The 16408-nt window shown below is 67.6% G+C and carries 13 protein-coding genes; 5 read left to right on the top strand and 8 right to left on the bottom strand.

The features are described 5' to 3' along the window. Nucleotides 1–112: 112 nt before the first annotated feature. Nucleotides 113–961 (bottom strand): class I SAM-dependent methyltransferase, encoded by an 849-nt coding sequence (locus tag IB268_RS23190; protein ID WP_192354878.1) that lies wholly within the window; start codon nt 959–961, stop codon nt 113–115. Nucleotides 962–1086: 125 nt separating this feature from the next. Between IB268_RS23190 and IB268_RS23185 the strand changes: the two genes are divergently transcribed. Continuing rightward, nucleotides 1087–3138, top strand: a complete 2052-nt coding sequence (locus tag IB268_RS23185; RefSeq protein ID WP_192354877.1) for a transcriptional regulator — start codon at nt 1087–1089, stop codon at nt 3136–3138. Between the two features lie 17 nt (nt 3139–3155). On the opposite strand, the gene nirD is transcribed toward IB268_RS23185, so the two are convergent. The 3 genes from nirD to IB268_RS23170 all read right to left on the bottom strand — a co-directional run bounded on the left by nirD (nt 3156) and on the right by IB268_RS23170 (nt 7261). After that, the gene (nirD, locus tag IB268_RS23180; protein ID WP_175213666.1) at nt 3156–3506 is read right to left on the bottom strand and encodes a nitrite reductase small subunit NirD; all 351 of its coding nucleotides are present in this window, start codon (nt 3504–3506) and stop codon (nt 3156–3158) included. Further along, nucleotides 3506–6055: a nitrite reductase large subunit NirB gene (gene nirB / locus IB268_RS23175; RefSeq protein ID WP_192354876.1), complete on the bottom strand. Its 2550-nt coding sequence runs from the start codon at nt 6053–6055 to the stop codon at nt 3506–3508. The genes nirD and nirB overlap by 1 nt, the downstream gene beginning before the upstream one ends. Before the next feature lie 318 nt (nt 6056–6373). Beyond that, nucleotides 6374–7261 carry a LysR family transcriptional regulator gene (locus IB268_RS23170; protein ID WP_054456237.1) on the bottom strand — a complete coding sequence of 296 codons (888 nt, stop codon included), beginning with the start codon at nt 7259–7261 and terminating at the stop codon, nt 6374–6376. Nucleotides 7262–7467: 206 nt separating this feature from the next. On the opposite strand from IB268_RS23170, the gene IB268_RS23165 reads away from it, so the two are divergent. After that, nucleotides 7468–9072, top strand: a complete 1605-nt coding sequence (locus tag IB268_RS23165; RefSeq protein ID WP_054456238.1) for a GMC family oxidoreductase — start codon at nt 7468–7470, stop codon at nt 9070–9072. A 71-nt stretch (nt 9073–9143) separates the two neighbouring features. Here the strand turns inward: IB268_RS23165 and cfa are convergent, their stop codons facing one another. Further along, nucleotides 9144–10325, bottom strand: a complete 1182-nt coding sequence (gene cfa / locus IB268_RS23160; protein WP_119451265.1) for a cyclopropane fatty acyl phospholipid synthase — start codon at nt 10323–10325, stop codon at nt 9144–9146. Nucleotides 10326–10617: 292 nt separating this feature from the next. Here cfa and IB268_RS23155 point away from each other — a divergent pair, with 292 nt between their 5' ends. The 3 genes from IB268_RS23155 to greB all read left to right on the top strand — a co-directional run bounded on the left by IB268_RS23155 (nt 10618) and on the right by greB (nt 13087). Next, nucleotides 10618–11553: an alpha/beta fold hydrolase gene (locus tag IB268_RS23155; RefSeq protein ID WP_192354949.1), complete on the top strand. Its 936-nt coding sequence runs from the start codon at nt 10618–10620 to the stop codon at nt 11551–11553. Nucleotides 11554–11618: 65 nt separating this feature from the next. Further along, nucleotides 11619–12464, top strand: a complete 846-nt coding sequence (locus IB268_RS23150; RefSeq protein ID WP_192354875.1) for a 3',5'-nucleoside bisphosphate phosphatase — start codon at nt 11619–11621, stop codon at nt 12462–12464. Nucleotides 12465–12535: 71 nt separating this feature from the next. Beyond that, complete coding sequence (gene greB / locus IB268_RS23145) at nt 12536–13087, top strand: transcription elongation factor GreB (protein ID WP_119451267.1); 552 nt, start codon at nt 12536–12538, stop codon at nt 13085–13087. 118 nt (nt 13088–13205) lie between these two features. Here greB and IB268_RS23140 read toward each other — a convergent pair whose 3' ends face one another. The 3 genes from IB268_RS23140 to IB268_RS23130 form a co-directional block, all read right to left on the bottom strand. Next, the gene (locus IB268_RS23140; RefSeq protein WP_119451268.1) at nt 13206–14234 is read right to left on the bottom strand and encodes a DctP family TRAP transporter solute-binding subunit; all 1029 of its coding nucleotides are present in this window, start codon (nt 14232–14234) and stop codon (nt 13206–13208) included. Between the two features lie 94 nt (nt 14235–14328). Beyond that, on the bottom strand, nt 14329–15627 hold the full coding sequence (locus IB268_RS23135; RefSeq protein WP_054456243.1) for a TRAP transporter large permease: 1299 nt from the start codon (nt 15625–15627) through the stop codon (nt 14329–14331). After that, nucleotides 15624–16172 carry a TRAP transporter small permease gene (locus IB268_RS23130; protein ID WP_175213663.1) on the bottom strand — a complete coding sequence of 183 codons (549 nt, stop codon included), beginning with the start codon at nt 16170–16172 and terminating at the stop codon, nt 15624–15626. The genes IB268_RS23135 and IB268_RS23130 overlap by 4 nt, the downstream gene beginning before the upstream one ends. Nucleotides 16173–16408 lie beyond the last annotated feature (236 nt).

Here is a 16408-nt window from a genome sequence, read left to right as displayed (position 1 = left end):
GCCGCCCGGGCCATTCCGCGGGCGGCCGTGAAGGCGTTGCGCCATGGATCGCTTCCCGTCCGCTGTCCGCGTGGATGGCCCGGACCGGCCCAAGCCAGGCATCAAAGTCCGGTCACCGGCGCGTCACCACGATCTCCAGGTATTCGCTGGGTACGACCATCGTGCCATCGCCAGAGCAGTTATACCGGTCTATTTGCACCATGAGGTCGCTGGTCAGCGTGGCTTGCGCCGCCGGGTCCAATGCGCCGAACGCCTTGAGCAGGGGGCCGTAGTAGGTCTTGAAGACCTGCAGCCAGTGTTCCGGGGAGCGGTAGCGGAACACGAAGTGGCGGGGCTCGGCCTGGATCGACGAGGCATGCGGACCGAACATTTCGTCGATGCGCGCCCGGGTGCCCCACAGCGCCGGCGACTTGACCCCGGCGGGCGGCGGCAGATGCTTGCCGATGGTCTTGAAGACCTGGCCGATGAAACCGTCAGGCGTCCAGTTGGCCAGGCCGATCTTGCCGCCAGCGCGGCAGACGCGGACCATTTCGGCGGCCGCCTGGTCCTGGTCGGGGGTGAACATCACCCCGAAGGTCGAGACGACCGCGTCGAATCCGCCATCCGGGAACGGCAGGGCCTCGGCGTCGGCTTCCTGGAATTCGATCTTCAAGTGCTCGGCGGCGGCGCGTTCGCGGCCGCGTCCCAGCAGCGCGGGCACATAGTCGGTCGAAACGACATCGCACCAGCGGCGGGCGGCGGCCAGCGAGGCATTGCCGTTGCCGGCGGCGACATCAAGCACCTTTTGTCCGGCGCGGACGTCCAGCGATTCGCACAGCTGTTCTCCTACGATCTGCAGCGTGGTGCCGACTACGGCATAGTCCCCGGAAGCCCAGGTGCCCTGCTGGCGTGTCTTCAAGGCGGCCAGGTCGGGCTGCGCGGAATCGCGCACGGGGCTGGTGGCGAGGGAGGAAATGGACATGGTCTGTCTCCGTTAAGGCTCTGTGTATGCGGCAGTGCGCGATGCGGGCCTGCCGGGGAACCGCAACCGGCGCCGCGCGGGTTTGCGTGTGCCGTGCTTCCCGGAATCCAAGTTAAGAGCGGGCCATGGAGGCGGGCGTGGTAGCCGGCGTGGAATCGGCCGAGGGTTCGGCCGGCCCCGCGCAGCCGTCCGGTTCCGTCCCCGGCGGCGAGGTCCGGTTGCGCCTGCTCGGACCCATGGCGATCAGCCGGGCGGGCACGGCCCTGGCGCTGCCGCCGTCGCGCAAGCTGCGCGCGCTCATTGCCTATCTGGCGTTGGCCCCGCATCCCGTGCAACGCGCGCATCTGTGCGAACTGCTGTGGGACGTTCCCAACGATCCGCGCGGCGAGCTGCGCTGGTGTCTCAGCAAGGCCAGGACTCTGCTGGACGAGCCCGGCCGGCGCAGGGTGGAGACCGTGCAGGACACGGTGAGGCTGGGCCTCGTCGACTGCCACGTCGACGCCATCGAAATCGGCAGCGCGATGCAGCAGGGCATCGCCCAGCTGGACTGCGGGCGGCTGCAAGCGCTGGCCGCGCTGTTTTCGGGCGATTTCCTCGAGGGGCTGGAGATCGACCGCAACCCCTTTTTCAACAACTGGCTGACCGCGCAGCGCCGGCGTTTGAGGGCCTGCCATGCCGCGGTCCTGGAACATCTGGCGGCCAGCCTTCCGGCAGGGTCGGGCGATACCTTCGCCTGCCTGGATAAGTGGCTGCAGCTCGCGCCCTTCGACCGGCGTGCGCATGAGCTGCTGCTGGGCTTGCTGGCGCAGCGCGGTCAATGGCGCGAAGGCGAGGAGCATCTGGCCGCGGCGGTGCGCGCCTTCGAGGCGGACGGGCTGGACTGGCGGCCCTTGCGCGATACGTGGCGGAATCTGAGGGGGCGGGCAAGCGAGACGCCGCGGCTCGAGGCGGCGCCAGGAGCGGCGTCAGAGGCGGCGTCCGCGGAGCGCGCGGGCCGCGCGTCGATCGCGGTGATGCCCTTCGTGGACCGCTCGGCGCAGGCCGGCGTGCGCGGCGGGCTGGCCGATGGCCTGGCCTATGACATCATCACCCGGCTGGCCAAGCTGCGCAGCCTGTTCGTCATAGCGCAAGGCACGGTGTTCGCGCTGGACCAGCGCAACGTGGGACCCGACGAGGCCGGCCGTACGCTCAATGTGGACTATGTCGTGAGCGGGTGGCTGCAGCGTCGGCAAGACCGCATCGCCGTAGCCGTTGAACTCATAGAAGCCCGGACCGCGCGCATCGTGTGGGCGGACGTCTACGACCGGCAGCTGGACGATGCCCTGTTGGCCCTGGACGAAATCGGCAACCGGATCGTGGCCGCCATCGACATCGAAATCGAGGCCGCCGAGCGCAACCGGGCCATTCTGAAGCCGCCGAACTCCCTGGACGCCTGGCAGGCCCATCACCGCGGCCTGTGGCATATGTACCGCTTCAACCGCGCCGACAACGAGCAGGCGCGGCACTTTTTCGAGATGGCCTTGAGGCTCGATCCGACGTTCTCGCGGGCCTACGCGGGCTTGTCATTCACCCATTGGCAGGACGCGTTCCAGCGTTGGGGCGAGCAGGCGCCGGCCATCGACATGGCGTTCGAAGCCGCCGGCCAGGGCCTGATCGCCGATGACCGCGACCCGGCGGCGCATTGGGCCATGGGCCGGGCGCTATGGCTGCGCGGCAGCCAGGATCAATCGCTGGCCGAGTTGACGCGCGCCGTGGATTTGAGCCCGAATTTCGCCCTGGCGCACTACACCCTGGGCTTCGTCCATTGCCAGTCGGGCGACGCCGAGGCCGCAATAGGCTCGTCCGACCATTCGCGCGACCTGAGCCCGTACGACCCGCTGCTGTTCGGCATGCTGGCCGTGCGCGCATTGGCGTTGGTACGCCTGGGCCGGTTCGAGGAAGCCGCCGGCTGGGCGCTGAAGGCGGCGGCCCGCCCCAACGCCCATGTGCACATCCTGGCGATCGCGGCCTGCTGCCTGGCGATAGCCGGCAAGGACGATGAGACCTCCGGCCTGCTGGCCGCGATCCGCAAGACGCATCCCTCATACTGCGTGGACGACTTCCTGGCGGCCTTCCGCCTGGCCGGAGATGCCGAGGCGCTGTTCAGGACGGGCGCCCGGCGCATCGGGCTGGGCTGAGCCGGCGGCGTTGCGTTTCAGGCGATCTCCACCGCATCGCCGTTCAAGCGCGCCCGCCAGGTCCGCAGCCGTTGCTCCGGGTACTGCACGCACGCGCCGTCGGCGAGCCGGAAGTGTTGCTTGTAGAGCGGCGAGGCCACGACGAGTTCGCCGCCTACGTGGCCGACGATGCCGCGGCCGATGACGTTGGCGCCGGACTTGGGGTCGCGGTTATCGATCGCATAAACGCCGTCGCCCGCGGCTTGCGGCACGTAAAACAAGGCAATCTGCGCGCCATCCACCAGCGCCACCACGCCGGAATTTGGCACCAGATCCTGGCGCCGGCAAACCGGTCGCCAGTCTTGGGGTTTGTGGATCAGGGCGTCCATCAGGCAATCTCCTCGGTAATGGCGATGACGCGCGCGGGAGCGGGTCGGGGCTGGCCGCGTTCCTGCACGAACCGGATGCCGGGGTCGGCGCTGGCGTCGTTGACGAAGGTGCGGAAGCGCTTGAGCTTTTCCGGATCGTTCAGCGCGTTGGCCCATTCGCATTCGTAGCGGTCGACCACCAGCTGCATCTGCGCTTCCAGCTCCGCGCACAGGCCCAGGCTGTCCTCCAGCACCACCTGCTTCAGGTAGTCCAGGCCGCCCTCCAGCGATTCGCGCCAGACCGAGGTGCGCTGCAGCTTGTCGGCGGTGCGGATGTAGAACATCAAGAGGCGGTCTATGGTGCGGATGAGGGCGGCGTCGTCCAGGTCGGTGGCGAACAGCTCCGCGTGCCGCGGGCGCATGCCGCCGTTGCCGCAGACGTAGAGGTTCCAGCCGTTCTCGGTGGCGATGACGCCGATGTCCTTGCTCTGCGCCTCGGCGCATTCGCGGGTGCAGCCGGATACGGCGAACTTCAGCTTGTGCGGCGAGCGCAGGCCCTTGTAGCGGTGTTCAATGTCCAACGCCATCTTGACGCTGTCCTGCACGCCATAGCGGCACCAGGTGCTGCCGACGCAGGATTTCACCGTGCGGGTGGACTTGCCGTAGGCATGGCCGGTCTCGAAGCCGGCGGCGATCAATTCCGTCCAGATGTCCGGCAGTTCATGCAGCTGCGCGCCGAACAGGTCGATGCGCTGGCCGCCGGTGATCTTGGTGTACAGCTTGTATTTCTTGGCAACCGCGCCGATGGCGATCAGGCCGTCCGGCGTGATCTCGCCCGCCGGGATGCGCGGCACCACCGAGTAGGTGCCGTTCTTCTGCATGTTGGCCATGAAAGTGTCGTTGGTGTCCTGCAGCGGCACCAGGTGGGGATCCTGGATCGGGCGGTTCCAGCACGAGGCCAGGATGGAGCCCACCGCGGGTTTGCAGATGTCGCAACCCTGCTGGCCGCGCCCGTGGCTGGCCAGGAGCTCGTCGAAGGATTCGATGCCGTTGACGCGCACGATGGCGTACAGCTCCTGGCGGGTGTGGGGAAAGTGTTCGCACAGGCTCTTGTCCACGGCCACGCCGCGGCTGGCCAGTTCGTGTTCGACCACCTGCTTGAGCAGGCTGGCGCAGCCGCCGCAGCCGGAAGCCGCCCTGGTGCGGCCCTTGACCGCGGCCAGGTCGGCGCAGCCGCCGTCGATCGCGGCGCAGACCGCGCCCTTGCTCACGTTATGGCAGGAACAGATGGTGGCGGCGGCGGGCAGCGCATCCACGCCCAGGAGCGGCGCACCTTGGCCCTGCGGCAGGATCAGGCTGGCCGGGTCCGCGGGCGGCGCGATGCCGTTCTGCACGTATTGCAGCAGCGTGTCGTAGTAGCTGTTGTCGCCCACCAGCACCGCGCCCAGCACGCGCTTGCCGTCGGCGGACACCACCAGGCGGCGGTAGCCGGCGCCGGCTTCGTCGATGTAGCGGTAGCTGCGCGCGCCGGGCGTGGCGCCGTGGGCGTCGCCGATCGAGCCCACGTCCACGCCCAGCAGCTTGAGCTTGGTGGACATGTCGGCGCCGCTGAATGTCTGCTGGCCGCTGCCGCACAGCGCCGCCGCCACCGTGCGCGCCATCTGGTAGCCGGGCGCCACCAGCCCGAACACGCTGCCGTTCCAGGCCGCGCATTCGCCGATGGCGTAGATGTGCTCATCGCTGCTGCGGCACTTATCGTCGATGGCCACGCCGCCGCGCTCGGCCAGCGTCAGCCCGGCCTTGCGCGCCAGCGTCACCTGCGGCCGGATGCCGGCCGAAAACACGATCAGGTCGGTTTCCAGCGGCGCGCCTTCGGCAAAGCGCATGCGGTAGCGGTACTGCGTGCCGGGCTTGATGTCCTGGGTGGCGCGCGACAGGTGCACGCCCACGCCCATCGCCTCGATGCGCGCCTTGAGCGCCGCGCCGCCTTGCTCGTCCAGCTGCACCGGCATCAGGCGCGGCGCGAATTCGACCACGTGCGCCTCCAGCTTCAGCGACTTCAGCGCATGGGCGGCTTCCAGCCCCAGCAGGCCGCCGCCCACCACCACGCCGCGGCGCGCGCCGTGGGCGGCCGCGCGGATCAGGTCCAGGTCGTCGAGCGTGCGGTACACCAGGCGCGATGCGCCTTCCGCGCCCGTGATCGGCGGCACGAAGGGGTAGGAGCCCGTCGCAAGTATCAGTTTGTCGTAGGCGCCGCGGCCGCGCGCGGTCACGATCTCGCGCCGGCGGCGGTCGATCTCCAGCACCGGCGTGCCCAGGTGCACGGTCACGCCTTCCTGTTCATACAGCGCCGCGTCGCCCAGCGCCATCGATTCGGCGTCGCGTCCGTTCAGGTATTCGGACAGGTGCACGCGGTCGTAGGCGCGGCGGCTTTCTTCGCCGTAGACGTGGATGCGGTAGCGCGCAAGCGCGCCGCCGGCGATGAGTTGTTCGACGCAATGGTGGCCCACCATGCCGTTGCCGATGACGACGAGGGTCTGCAGAGAATCGGATGAGGCCGCTACTTTCATGGGATGTCCCCGTGGGCTTGGGTATTCGGGTTTCAGAAAACGCAAAGGCGCCCTGGACCTTGCGGTCGGGGCGCCATTGCCGTTACTGCTCTAGTTGTCTCGCCGGCCTTGCGGCCCGCGCATGAATCATCAAGCAAAGTCCATGCCAGGGATGCCGGCGGTCAGCGGCGCGAGTGGGCGCGCCGGGCGCTTCATAGGGAAAGCGGCCTCAGGATCGCTTTTGCGGCCGCGTCGCGCGTCGCACCGCCCCGGCCGGCGTGCATCAAGGCGGTGCATATTCCTGTGCGGCGCCGCACCCGTTTGGCGCAGCGCAGCGGTCTAGGCAAACGCCGCCTGGACGGCGGCGAAGGCAGCGGCGACCAGGGGATCGCTGCGGCGGGAGGCCTGGGTGATGAAGGCGAGTTCGGCCTGGATCGCCAGGCCCTTGACCAGCACCAGCCCGCTGGCCTGGGATTCGCGCAGCGCGACGGAGTCGCGCGCCAGCGACAGGCCCACGCCCGAGCGCACCAGGTCCAGCATCGACGCTTCCTGGTCCACTTCGGCCACGGCGTTGGGCGCGACGCCCAGCGCGTCGAACTTGTCCGACAGCAGCCGGTGGTGCACCGAATCCGGCGGCGTCCAGATCCAGGGCAGGGCGGCGATCGCGGCCCAGTCGCGGCCGGCCACCTGCGCGCCCCAGCCCTTGGGAGCCACGACGAAATAGGCGAAGGAGGCGAGCGGCATTGCTTCAAGCCCGGCGGGCGCCGCGTCACGTCCTTGCGGGCCGAGGGAAAAACCCACGTCCAGTTCGCCCGCCCGTACCTGTTTCGCCACCGATCCGGACATGCCGTGGCGCAGGGTGGGGCGGATCTTGGGATAGTGCTCCACCAGGTATTGCAGCGTGGCGCCCAGGCGCAGGAATTCCGGATCGAGGATGGTGCCAATGCGCAGATCGCCCTGGACGGTGTCGCGCAGGGCGCCCAGGGCGCGCTGGAAGTCGTCCAGCGCGTCCAGGATGCGCTGCGCGGAAGGCAGCAGCGCGCGGCCGTCGGCGTTGGGCGCCAAGCCTTGGGCGGTGCGCGAGAACAAGGTCAGGTCCAGCGATTCCTGGAAGTTCTTCAACTGCAGGCTGAGCGCGGGCTGGGTCAGGTGCAGATGCTCGGCCGCGCGCGTCAGGTTGCCCTCGCGGGCCACGGCGGCAAAAGTGCGGATGTGCTTGAGGTCCATGGGGCGATTCCCGGAGTAGGCGGCGAGCAAAAGGGGCTGAGCATTATTTAAGTTGCTTATAAACCGTTTTTCAACAATTCATTGGACAGTTCCACCCGGCTGCGCGAGAGTCACGGTAGATGCCCGGCGCGCGCAAGGTCGCCAGAGCCGGGTCGGCTCACCCAGTCCGCAGGCGTACCGCCCCGGCAAGAAGATAAGAAGAGCTTATGGAGACATACGACTACATCATCGTTGGCGCGGGCTCGGCCGGCTGCGTGCTGGCCAACCGCCTGAGCCGCGACCCTGCCGTGCAGGTGCTGCTGCTGGAAGCAGGTGGCCGCGACAACTACCACTGGATCCATATCCCCGTGGGCTACCTGCATTGCATCGGCAATCCCAGGACCGACTGGATGTACCGCACCGCGGCGGAAGCCGGTCTGGGCGGCCGTTCCCTGATCTACCCGCGCGGCCGCGTGCTGGGCGGCAGTTCATCGATCAACGGCATGATCTACATGCGCGGCCAGCGCCAGGACTACGAGGACTGGGCCGAACTGTCCGGCGACCCCGCCTGGGGCTGGGACCAGGTGCTGCCGGTGTTCAAGCGCAGCGAGGACTATCACCGCGGCGCGGACGAATTCCATGGCGCAGGCGGCGAATGGCGCGTGGAATCGCAGCGCCTGCGCTGGGACATCCTGGAAGCCTTTGCCGGCGCGGCCGAGCAGGAGGGCATTCCGCGCGTGCAGGACTTCAACCGCGGCGACAATTTCGGCTGCGGCTATTTCGAAGTGAACCAGCGCGGCGGCTGGCGCTGGAATACCGCCAAGGCATTCCTGCGGCCGGTGCAAAAGCGTCCGAACCTGCGCGTGATGACGGGCGCCCATGCCGAGCAACTGGTGTTCGAGGGCAAGCGCTGCGTCGGCGTGCAGCTGCGCCGCAACGGCCAGAGCGCTACCTTGCGCGCGCGCCGCGAGGTGGTGCTGGCGGCTGGCGCGGTCAACACGCCGCACCTGCTGGAACTCTCCGGCGTGGGCGAGCCCGCGCGCCTGCGCGAAAGCGGCATCGCCTTGCAGCACGCCTTGCCGGGCGTGGGCGAGAACCTGCAGGACCATCTGCAACTGCGCGTCATCATCCAGGTGCAGGGCGTGAAGACGCTGAACCGCATCGCCTCCACCTGGTTGGGCAAGGCCGGCATCGGCCTGGAGTACCTGCTCAAGCGCAGCGGCCCGATGAGCATGGCGCCGTCGCAGTTGGGCGCGTTTGCCAAGTCGGATCCGGGCCAGGCGCGCGCCAACGTCGAATTCCACGTGCAGCCGCTGTCGCTGGGCGCGTTTGGCGAACCGCTGCATGGCTTTGACGCCTTCACCGCCAGCGTGTGCAATCTGCGGCCGACCTCGCGCGGCAGCGTGCATGCGCAGGGGCCGCAGGGCGCGCCGGCCATCACGCCCAGGTATCTGAGCACCGAGGAAGACCTGCGCGTGGCGGCGGACTCGATCCGCCTGGTGCGGCGGATCGCGGCGGCGCCAGCCTTGCAGCGCTACCAGCCGCAGGAGTGGCTGCCGGGACCTGCGTTCCAGACGGACGCCGAGCTGCGGGAAGCGGCCGGCAAGATCGGCACCACCATCTTCCATCCGGTAGGGACCTGCGCGATGGGACGCGACGCGGACGGCGGGGCGGTGGTGGACGCGCGGCTGCGCGTCCATGGCCTGGAGGGCCTGCGTGTGGCCGACGCCTCGGTGATGCCTTTGATCACGTCGGGCAACACCAATTCGCCGACCATCATGATCGCGGAGCGGGCCGCCGACATGATCCGCGAGGACGCTGCAGGGCGCTGAATCTACCGTGGGCGCGGCAGAAAAGAAAGCCGCCCTTAAAGGGCGGCTTTCTGGCGATGGCGTCACCGCGTTCAGCGCAGCGAACGGTACATTTCCTGGCGTTGCGGGTGGGTCAGCATCACTTGCCAGAGCTGGCCCTCGCGCGAGCGGAAAAAGCCCGCGCAGCACATCAGGTAGTACTTCCACATGCGGTAGAAGCGGTTGCCGTAGCGCGATTCCAGTCCGGGCCAGGCGCGTTCGAAGTTGTCCCACCACGCCATCAGGGTACGGTCGTAATCGGCGCCGAAGTTGTGCCAGTCTTCAATGATGAAGCGGCCTTCCACGGCGGCGGCGATCTCGCGCGCGGACGGCAGCTTGCCGTTGGGGAACACGTAGCGGTCGATCCAGGGATCGGTGCTCTGGCTGGTGGAGGCGATGCCGATGGTGTGCAGCAGGAACACGCCGTCCGGCGCCATCAGGCGCTGCACGTTGCTGAAGTAGGTGTCGTAGTTCTTGGGGCCGACATGCTCGAACATGCCCACCGACACCACCTTGTCGAAACTACCCTGCAGGTCGCGGTAATCCTGCAGCAGCAGTTGCACGGGCAGGCCCTGGACCCTTTCCTGCGCCAGGGCCAGTTGCTCCTTGGACACGGTCACGCCGGTGACCTTGACGCCGTAGCGTTCGGCGGCAAAGCGCGCCAGTCCGCCCCAGCCGCAGCCGATGTCCAGCAGCGTCTCGCCTTCGCGCAGCTGCAGCTTGCGGCAGATCATCTCCAGCTTGGCCAGTTGCGCTTCTTCCAGCGTCTGGGCGTTTTCCCAGTAGGCGCAGGAGTAGATCATGCGGCTGTCCAGCATGGCCTCGAACACGTCGTTGCCCGCGTCGTAATGCTGTTCGCCGACCTCGAACGCGCGGTTCTTGGACTGCAGGTTGAACAGCTTGTGGCGCAGGTGCTCGGCGATCAGCTTGACGCGCGCCAGGCCCAGCGCCGCCGACCCCATGTCGGCGCGCAGCAGGCGGGTGAACAGTTCGTCGAGCTGGTCGCAGTCCCATTCGCCGTCCATGTAGGATTCGCCCAGGCCCAGCGACCAGCTGGCGAAGACGCGCTCGTACATATGCTTGTCATGAACCTGTATGTCCCAGGGGCGGTTGCCGTTGATGCGGACATCGGCGCGGGCCAGGACGTCCTGGAGCACTTTGGGAGGTTCGGGGGGAGGGGAACTGGCGGATTGATGGCCGGCGGCCAACGGCGAGGAAGGACTGCTCTGCTGCATACGGACTCCATATCAATTTTGGGATGACTGATCTGGCAATGCTTGAAACTTCCGAGTCTGATCCTAACAGGTCCGCAACTCCAATTTAATGATTGGATCGCCTCGATAGGCAAAGGCACCCCGCGGTGCGTGGAGGTGGGGGCGGCGATCCGGATGCAAGGATCGTAGCGACGACCGGGCCGATAGTCCAGAACCGCACCGCCGGGTGTTGCGGCGGCGCAGCCTGCCGTCCTATAAGATACCGGCCTGGCGCGCCTTCGCCATGGCGCGCAACGACTCGTGGAGTGTATCGATGGTGGACGCCAGCCTGGAACCCCGTTTGGATTTCGTCACATGCGCCAGCCCGGCGGGCCTGCACCGCATGGCCTACTGGGAATGGGGCGACCCGGGCAACGACCAGGTGCTGGTCTGCGTACATGGCCTGACCCGCAGCGGGCGGGACTTCGATACGCTGGCGCGGCGGCTGGCGGGGCGCTATCGCGTGGTCTGCCCGGACGTGGTGGGACGCGGCCGTTCCGACTGGCTGGCCAATCCCGCGTTTTACACGGTGCCGCAGTACGTCTCGGACATGGTGACCCTGCTGGCGCGCCTGAAGCCGGCGCGGCTGGCTTGGGTGGGTACGTCCATGGGGGGGCTCATCGGCCTGGCGTTGTCGGGCGCGGCCGTGTTCGCGCGCGCCATGCTGGCCATGCGCCCGCACGCGGGCATGCTGCCGCCCGAGCAAGGCTTCCACCTGGACAAACTGGTGCTCAACGACGTCGGGCCTCGTCTGGAGACGGGCGCCCTGGCGCGCATCGGGCAGTATGTGGGCGAGCCGGGCGAGTTCGCGAGCTTCGAAGAGGCCGTGGCCACCATGCGCGCCAACTCCGTCACGTTCGGCCCGCATACCGACGCGCAGTGGGCGGAACTGGCGCGCTATCTGTATCCCCAGCAGGGCGACAAATGGGTCAAGCATTACGACCTGGCGCTGTCGCAGGCCCTGGCCGCGCAGACTCCCGAGGAACTGGCGGCCGGCGAACAGATCCTGTGGCGTTCGTATGATTCCCTGCCGTGTCCCGTGCTGATCGTGCGCGGCGCGGAATCCGACTTGCTGACGCGCGCCACGGTCGAGGAAATGCTCAAGCGCAATCCGCGGGCGCAGGCCCATGAAGTGGCCGGCGTGGGCCATGCGCCCACCTTGATCTCGGACGAGCAGGTGGATCCGGTCGCGTCCTTTCTGCTGTCCTGACCGCGCCGTAAACAAGGGACGGCTCGGCGCTATCCACGCTGCCGGGCCTTCTCTACAATAGCTGGATGAACGCGCGCACATTGAATATCGACCTGCACTGCCATTCCACCGTCTCGGACGGCGCCCTCGCGCCGCGCGACGTGGCGCAGCGCGCGCATGCCAACGGCGTGGACGTCTGGGCCCTGACCGACCACGACGAAATCGGCGGCCTGGCCGAAGCGGCCCGCGCGGCGCGCGAGCTGGACATGGACTTCGCCACCGGCGTCGAGATCTCCGTGACCTGGGCGGGCGTCACCGTGCACATCGTGGGCCTGCGCTTCGACGCCGAGAACGCCGCGCTGGCCGAAGGCCTGCGCAAGACCCGCTCCGGCCGCGCCGAACGCGCCAAGCGCATCGGCGAACGCCTGGCGGAAATGGGCATGCCCGGCGCCTACGAAGGCGCGCTGCCGTTCGCAGGCAACCCCGAACTCATCAGCCGCACGCACTTCGCGCGCTATCTGGTCGAAGCCGGCTATTGCCCCGACGTGCAGACCGTGTTCACCAAGCACCTGGGCGACGACCGCCCGGGCCACGTACCCATGCAGTGGGCCACGCTGGCGGAAGCCGTGGGCTGGATCCGCGGCGCGGGCGGCATCGCCGTCATCGCGCATCCCGGCCGCTACAAGTACACGCCGCTACAGTTCGCCGCGCTGTTCGACGAATTCCTGCAGCTGGGCGGCCTCGGCATCGAGGTCAACACCGGCAGCCATACCCCGGAAGAGGCCCGCTATTATGCGGATGTGGCGCGCCGCTATGGATTCCTGGCGTCGCGCGGTTCGGACTTCCATAGTCCGAAGGAAAGCCGGGTGGACCTGGGCCGCTTGCCGGCGCTGCCGCCCGACCTCAAACCGGTCTGGCACGACTGGTTCTGACGCAGGCGGCGGCCATGTCGCCAGCCCTTGCACACAATCGACTGTAATCGCGCCCGACCGGCGCAACCGCCATGAACAAAGCCTTTGTCAAAGAGTCGGACAACGAGGACGACGACGATCTGCCGCAAGCCCAGGCGCTGCCTGCCGGCACCAAGAACTACATGACGCCCGGCGGCTACGAGCGCCTGCGCAGCGAGCTCACACACCTGATGAACGTGGAGCGCCCCTCTGTCGTGCAGGTGGTGTCGTGGGCCGCGTCCAACGGCGACCGTTCCGAGAACGGCGACTATCTGTACGGCAAGAAGCGCCTGCGCGAGATCGACCGCCGCATGCGCTTCTTGACCAAACGGCTGGATATCGCCGAAGTGGTCGATCCGGCCGCGCAACCCAACCGCGACCAGGTGTTCTTCGGCGCCACGGTGCTGTATTCGGACAAGGCTGGCGAGGAACACAACGTGACCATCGTGGGCGTCGACGAGGCCGAGCCGCTGGCGGGCAAGATCAGCTGGATCTCGCCGGTGGCGCGCGCGCTGATCAAGGCCAAGGAGGGCGACACCGTGGTGCTGCGCACGCCCGGCGGTATCGAAGAGCTGGACATCCTGGAAGTCAGCTATCCCGCATGAAAGAAAACGGGCGCCAGCTTGTGGCTGGCGCCCGTTGGTGGGCGGGATCTGACGTCCCTGCCTCGGTTGGCGGCTTGCGCCGCCGTTCCCCTGGGGCTTGCTGCTTGTTCTAGCGGGCTTACTTCTTGCGGCTGGCGATCGACTTTTCAGCCAGGTTCACCAGGTCTTCGCCGATCTGCTTCTTCCACTTGTCATAGACCGGCTTGGTCACCTTGACGAAGGCCTCGTGGTCCGCCTGCGACAGCGAGGTCACGGTCACGCCGTGGCCGGCGATTTCCTTCAGCAGCGACGGGTCTTCAGGCGTCACGCCCTTGCGCGCGATCACGATCTGCTGCTTGCCGGCGTCCAGCGCGGCCTGGCGCACGATGTCGCGGTCCTTCTCGGACCAGGAATTCCACACCTCGCGGTTGACCACGAAGATCAGCGGGTCGGCCACGTAGTTCCACAGCGTCAGGTACTTCTGGCCGACGGTGTAGAGCTTGGAACCGGTGTAGATCGACAGGGGATTTTCCTGGCCGTCCACTGCGCCGCTGGCCAGCGCCGGCTGGGCATCGGCCCAGCTCATCTGCGTGGGGTTGGCGCCCAGCGCGGTGAAGGTGTCGATGTACAGCGGCGAGCCCACCACGCGCAGCTTCAGGCCCTTCATGTCTTCGGGCTTCTTGATCTCGTGCTTGGAATTGCTGAGCTGGCGATAGCCGTTTTCACCCCAGGCCAGCGGCACCACGCCGGCTTTCTCGATGAGCTTGAACATCTCCTTGCCCACGTCGCCCTGCACCAGCGCATCGATGGCGGCATAGTCGGGCATCAGGAAGGGCAGGGAGAACAGGTTCAACTGCTTGACCTGCGGCGACCAGTTGATGGTGGAGCCCACGGCCATGTCGATCACGCCCTGGCGGATGGCGGTGAACTCGCGCGTCTGGTCGCCCTGGACCAGCGACGTGCCGGGATAGACCTTGATGTTGATGCGGCCCTGGGTGCGCTCGCGCACCAGGTTGGACCAGATCTCGGCGCCCTGGCCCCAGGGGAAGGTGGTGCCGACCACGATGGAGAGCTTGTACTCGGACTTGTAGTTCTGCGCATGCGCGGGCGCCATGCCGACGACGGCAGCCGCGCACAGGGCTGCTCCGATCAGGTTGCGGAATTTCATGTTGCGTCTCCTCTCTTTGCGTGTCTGTTGTTGTAATGAATACCGGTACCGCCGGCCTTGGGGGCGCCCCTTGAGGTCGCCCCGTTCGGCCCTTTCAATAACCCAGCTTCTTGGGCAGCCACAGCGCCAGCTGCGGGAACACCAGCACCGCGACCAGCACCAGGAACATCGCGCCCAGCAGCCACACCACCCAGCGCACCGTGGACTCCATCGGCACGCGCGCGATGCGGCACGACACCATCAGGTTCACGGCCAGCGGCGGGGTGAACTGGCCCAGGGCGACCTTCAAGGTCAGGATCACGCCGAACCACACCGGATCCCAGCCATAGGCGTTGGCGATGGGCATGAGCAGCGGCACGAAGATCAGGAAGATGGAAATGCCGTCCAGGAACATGCCCACCGTCATCAGCAGCAGGATCAGCAGCGCCAGCACGCCCCATTCGCCCAGGCCGGAGTTGACGATGGCGTGGGTGATGGGATCGATCACGCTCAGCGTGGACAGGGCCCAGGCGAAGATGCCGGCCAGCGTCACCACCAGCATGATGACGGCGGAAAGCTCGGCGGCTTCGCGCAGAATGGTGTACAGGTCGCGCAGCTTGATGGTGCGGTGGATGAACATGCCCACGAACAGGCCGTAGAACACTGCGACCACGGCCGCTTCGGTGGGCGTGAACCAGCCCATGCGCATGCCGCCCAGGATCAGGACGGGTGCGGCCAGGCCCCATGAGGCTTCGCGCAGGCTGGCCCAGAAGGGCGGGCGGGGCAGGTGGGCTTCGAGCGCGCCCATCTTGTGCTTGCGCGCCAGCCACACCGCCGGAACGATAAGGGCGATGCCGGCCAGGATGCCGGGGATCATGCCGGCGGCGAACAGCGCCGGCACCGAGGCGCCGGGCACCAGCACCGAGTAGATGATGAAGGCCACCGAGGGCGGGATCAGGATGTCCGTGGCGGCGCCGGCCGCGACCACGGCGGCCGAGAACGAGCCCGGATAGCCGGCGCGCGACATGGCGGTGATCATCACCGCGCCCACCGCTGCGGCACAGGCCGGGCCGGAGCCGGAGATGCCGCCCAGGAACATGGCCACCGCGATCGACACCAGCGGCAGCATGCCCGGGCCGCGGCCGACGATCGCAATGGCGAAATCCACCAGCCGCTTGGCCACGCCGGAGCGGTCGAAGATCGAGCCCACCAGCACGAACATGGGGATGGCCAGCAGCGGATACTTGGCCAGGCCGGCGTAGAAGTTCTGCGGCACGGTCAGCAGGCCATACCAGGGCGTGTCGAGGTTGGACAGCACGATGGCCACGGTCCCGCCCAGGCCTAGGGCCACGCCGACCGGCACGCCGATCAGCATCAGGACGATGAAGACGATGAAGAGGATGGCGGCGATCATTGCTGATCCTGCCCGGCGGCGCGTCCGCTCTTGGCGATGCGGCGCAGCGTGCCGATGGTGCGCAGCGAGATCGCCGCGGCCATCACGGGCAGCCAGATCGAATACCACCAGGTCGGCACGCCGATGGCGGGCGAGGTTTCTTCGTAGATATATTCGTCGGCAACCAGCTTCACCGACAGCACGGTCAGCAGCAGGAAGAAGGCCAGCACGCAGCCGTTGGAGATCAGCGCCATGATGCGCTGGCGGCGCGGGGAGCCGGAGTCCGCCAGGATCTCGATACGTATGTGGTGGTTGCGCACGAAGGCGACGCTGCCGCCCGCCATGGTCAGCACGATCAGCAGGAACACCGAGATTTCTTCCGTCCAGGCGAAGGACTGGTCGGTGAAATAGCGCACCAGCACGTTCAGGAAGGTGATGATGGCCAGGGTCGCCAGCAGGATCACGGCCAGCCAGTCCTCGATGGCCAGCGGTACTTTGACTGCGGGATCTGTTTCTGCGGGAATGATCGGTTCGACAGGCTCGGCGGGGGCTTCGGGGCGGGACATGTGAGGCAGCGGCCGGCGCGCGGGTAGGCGCCATGCGTTAATGGGGGTCGCTGCATCCTACCGTCGCGCCGTGGGACCGGAAGTTCGTGTTTTCCCGCGGTGCGGGATGATCGCAACATGTTGCGACGCAATATAAAACCGCAGGCAGGGCGCCGGGCGGTATTAGGAAAGATTCGCAGCGGCGCGGAGTTGGCGCGGATGCTGCTTCGCACCATCCCGGTGCGCGGCCTTCGGAA

Source organism: Achromobacter sp. ACM01 (assembly GCF_014851745.1).
In the GTDB taxonomy this organism is placed as follows: domain Bacteria; phylum Pseudomonadota; class Gammaproteobacteria; order Burkholderiales; family Burkholderiaceae_B; genus Achromobacter; species Achromobacter aegrifaciens.
This window is presented reverse-complemented; position numbering and strand designations above follow the sequence as displayed.

Excerpts from the sequence above, each read along its gene's own strand:
- IB268_RS23190 (WP_192354878.1), bottom strand. The coding sequence starts at position 961 with ATGTCCATTTCCTCCCTCGCCACCAGCCCCGTGCGCGATTCCGCGCAG.
- IB268_RS23185 (WP_192354877.1), top strand. The coding sequence starts at position 1,087 with ATGGAGGCGGGCGTGGTAGCCGGCGTGGAATCGGCCGAGGGTTCGGCC.
- nirD (WP_175213666.1), bottom strand. The coding sequence starts at position 3,506 with ATGGACGCCCTGATCCACAAACCCCAAGACTGGCGACCGGTTTGCCGG.
- nirB (WP_192354876.1), bottom strand. The coding sequence starts at position 6,055 with ATGAAAGTAGCGGCCTCATCCGATTCTCTGCAGACCCTCGTCGTCATC.
- IB268_RS23170 (WP_054456237.1), bottom strand. The coding sequence starts at position 7,261 with ATGGACCTCAAGCACATCCGCACTTTTGCCGCCGTGGCCCGCGAGGGC.
- IB268_RS23165 (WP_054456238.1), top strand. The coding sequence starts at position 7,468 with ATGGAGACATACGACTACATCATCGTTGGCGCGGGCTCGGCCGGCTGC.
- cfa (WP_119451265.1), bottom strand. The coding sequence starts at position 10,325 with ATGCAGCAGAGCAGTCCTTCCTCGCCGTTGGCCGCCGGCCATCAATCC.
- IB268_RS23155 (WP_192354949.1), top strand. The coding sequence starts at position 10,618 with ATGGTGGACGCCAGCCTGGAACCCCGTTTGGATTTCGTCACATGCGCC.
- IB268_RS23150 (WP_192354875.1), top strand. The coding sequence starts at position 11,619 with ATGAACGCGCGCACATTGAATATCGACCTGCACTGCCATTCCACCGTC.
- greB (WP_119451267.1), top strand. The coding sequence starts at position 12,536 with ATGAACAAAGCCTTTGTCAAAGAGTCGGACAACGAGGACGACGACGAT.
- IB268_RS23140 (WP_119451268.1), bottom strand. The coding sequence starts at position 14,234 with ATGAAATTCCGCAACCTGATCGGAGCAGCCCTGTGCGCGGCTGCCGTC.
- IB268_RS23135 (WP_054456243.1), bottom strand. The coding sequence starts at position 15,627 with ATGATCGCCGCCATCCTCTTCATCGTCTTCATCGTCCTGATGCTGATC.
- IB268_RS23130 (WP_175213663.1), bottom strand. The coding sequence starts at position 16,172 with ATGTCCCGCCCCGAAGCCCCCGCCGAGCCTGTCGAACCGATCATTCCC.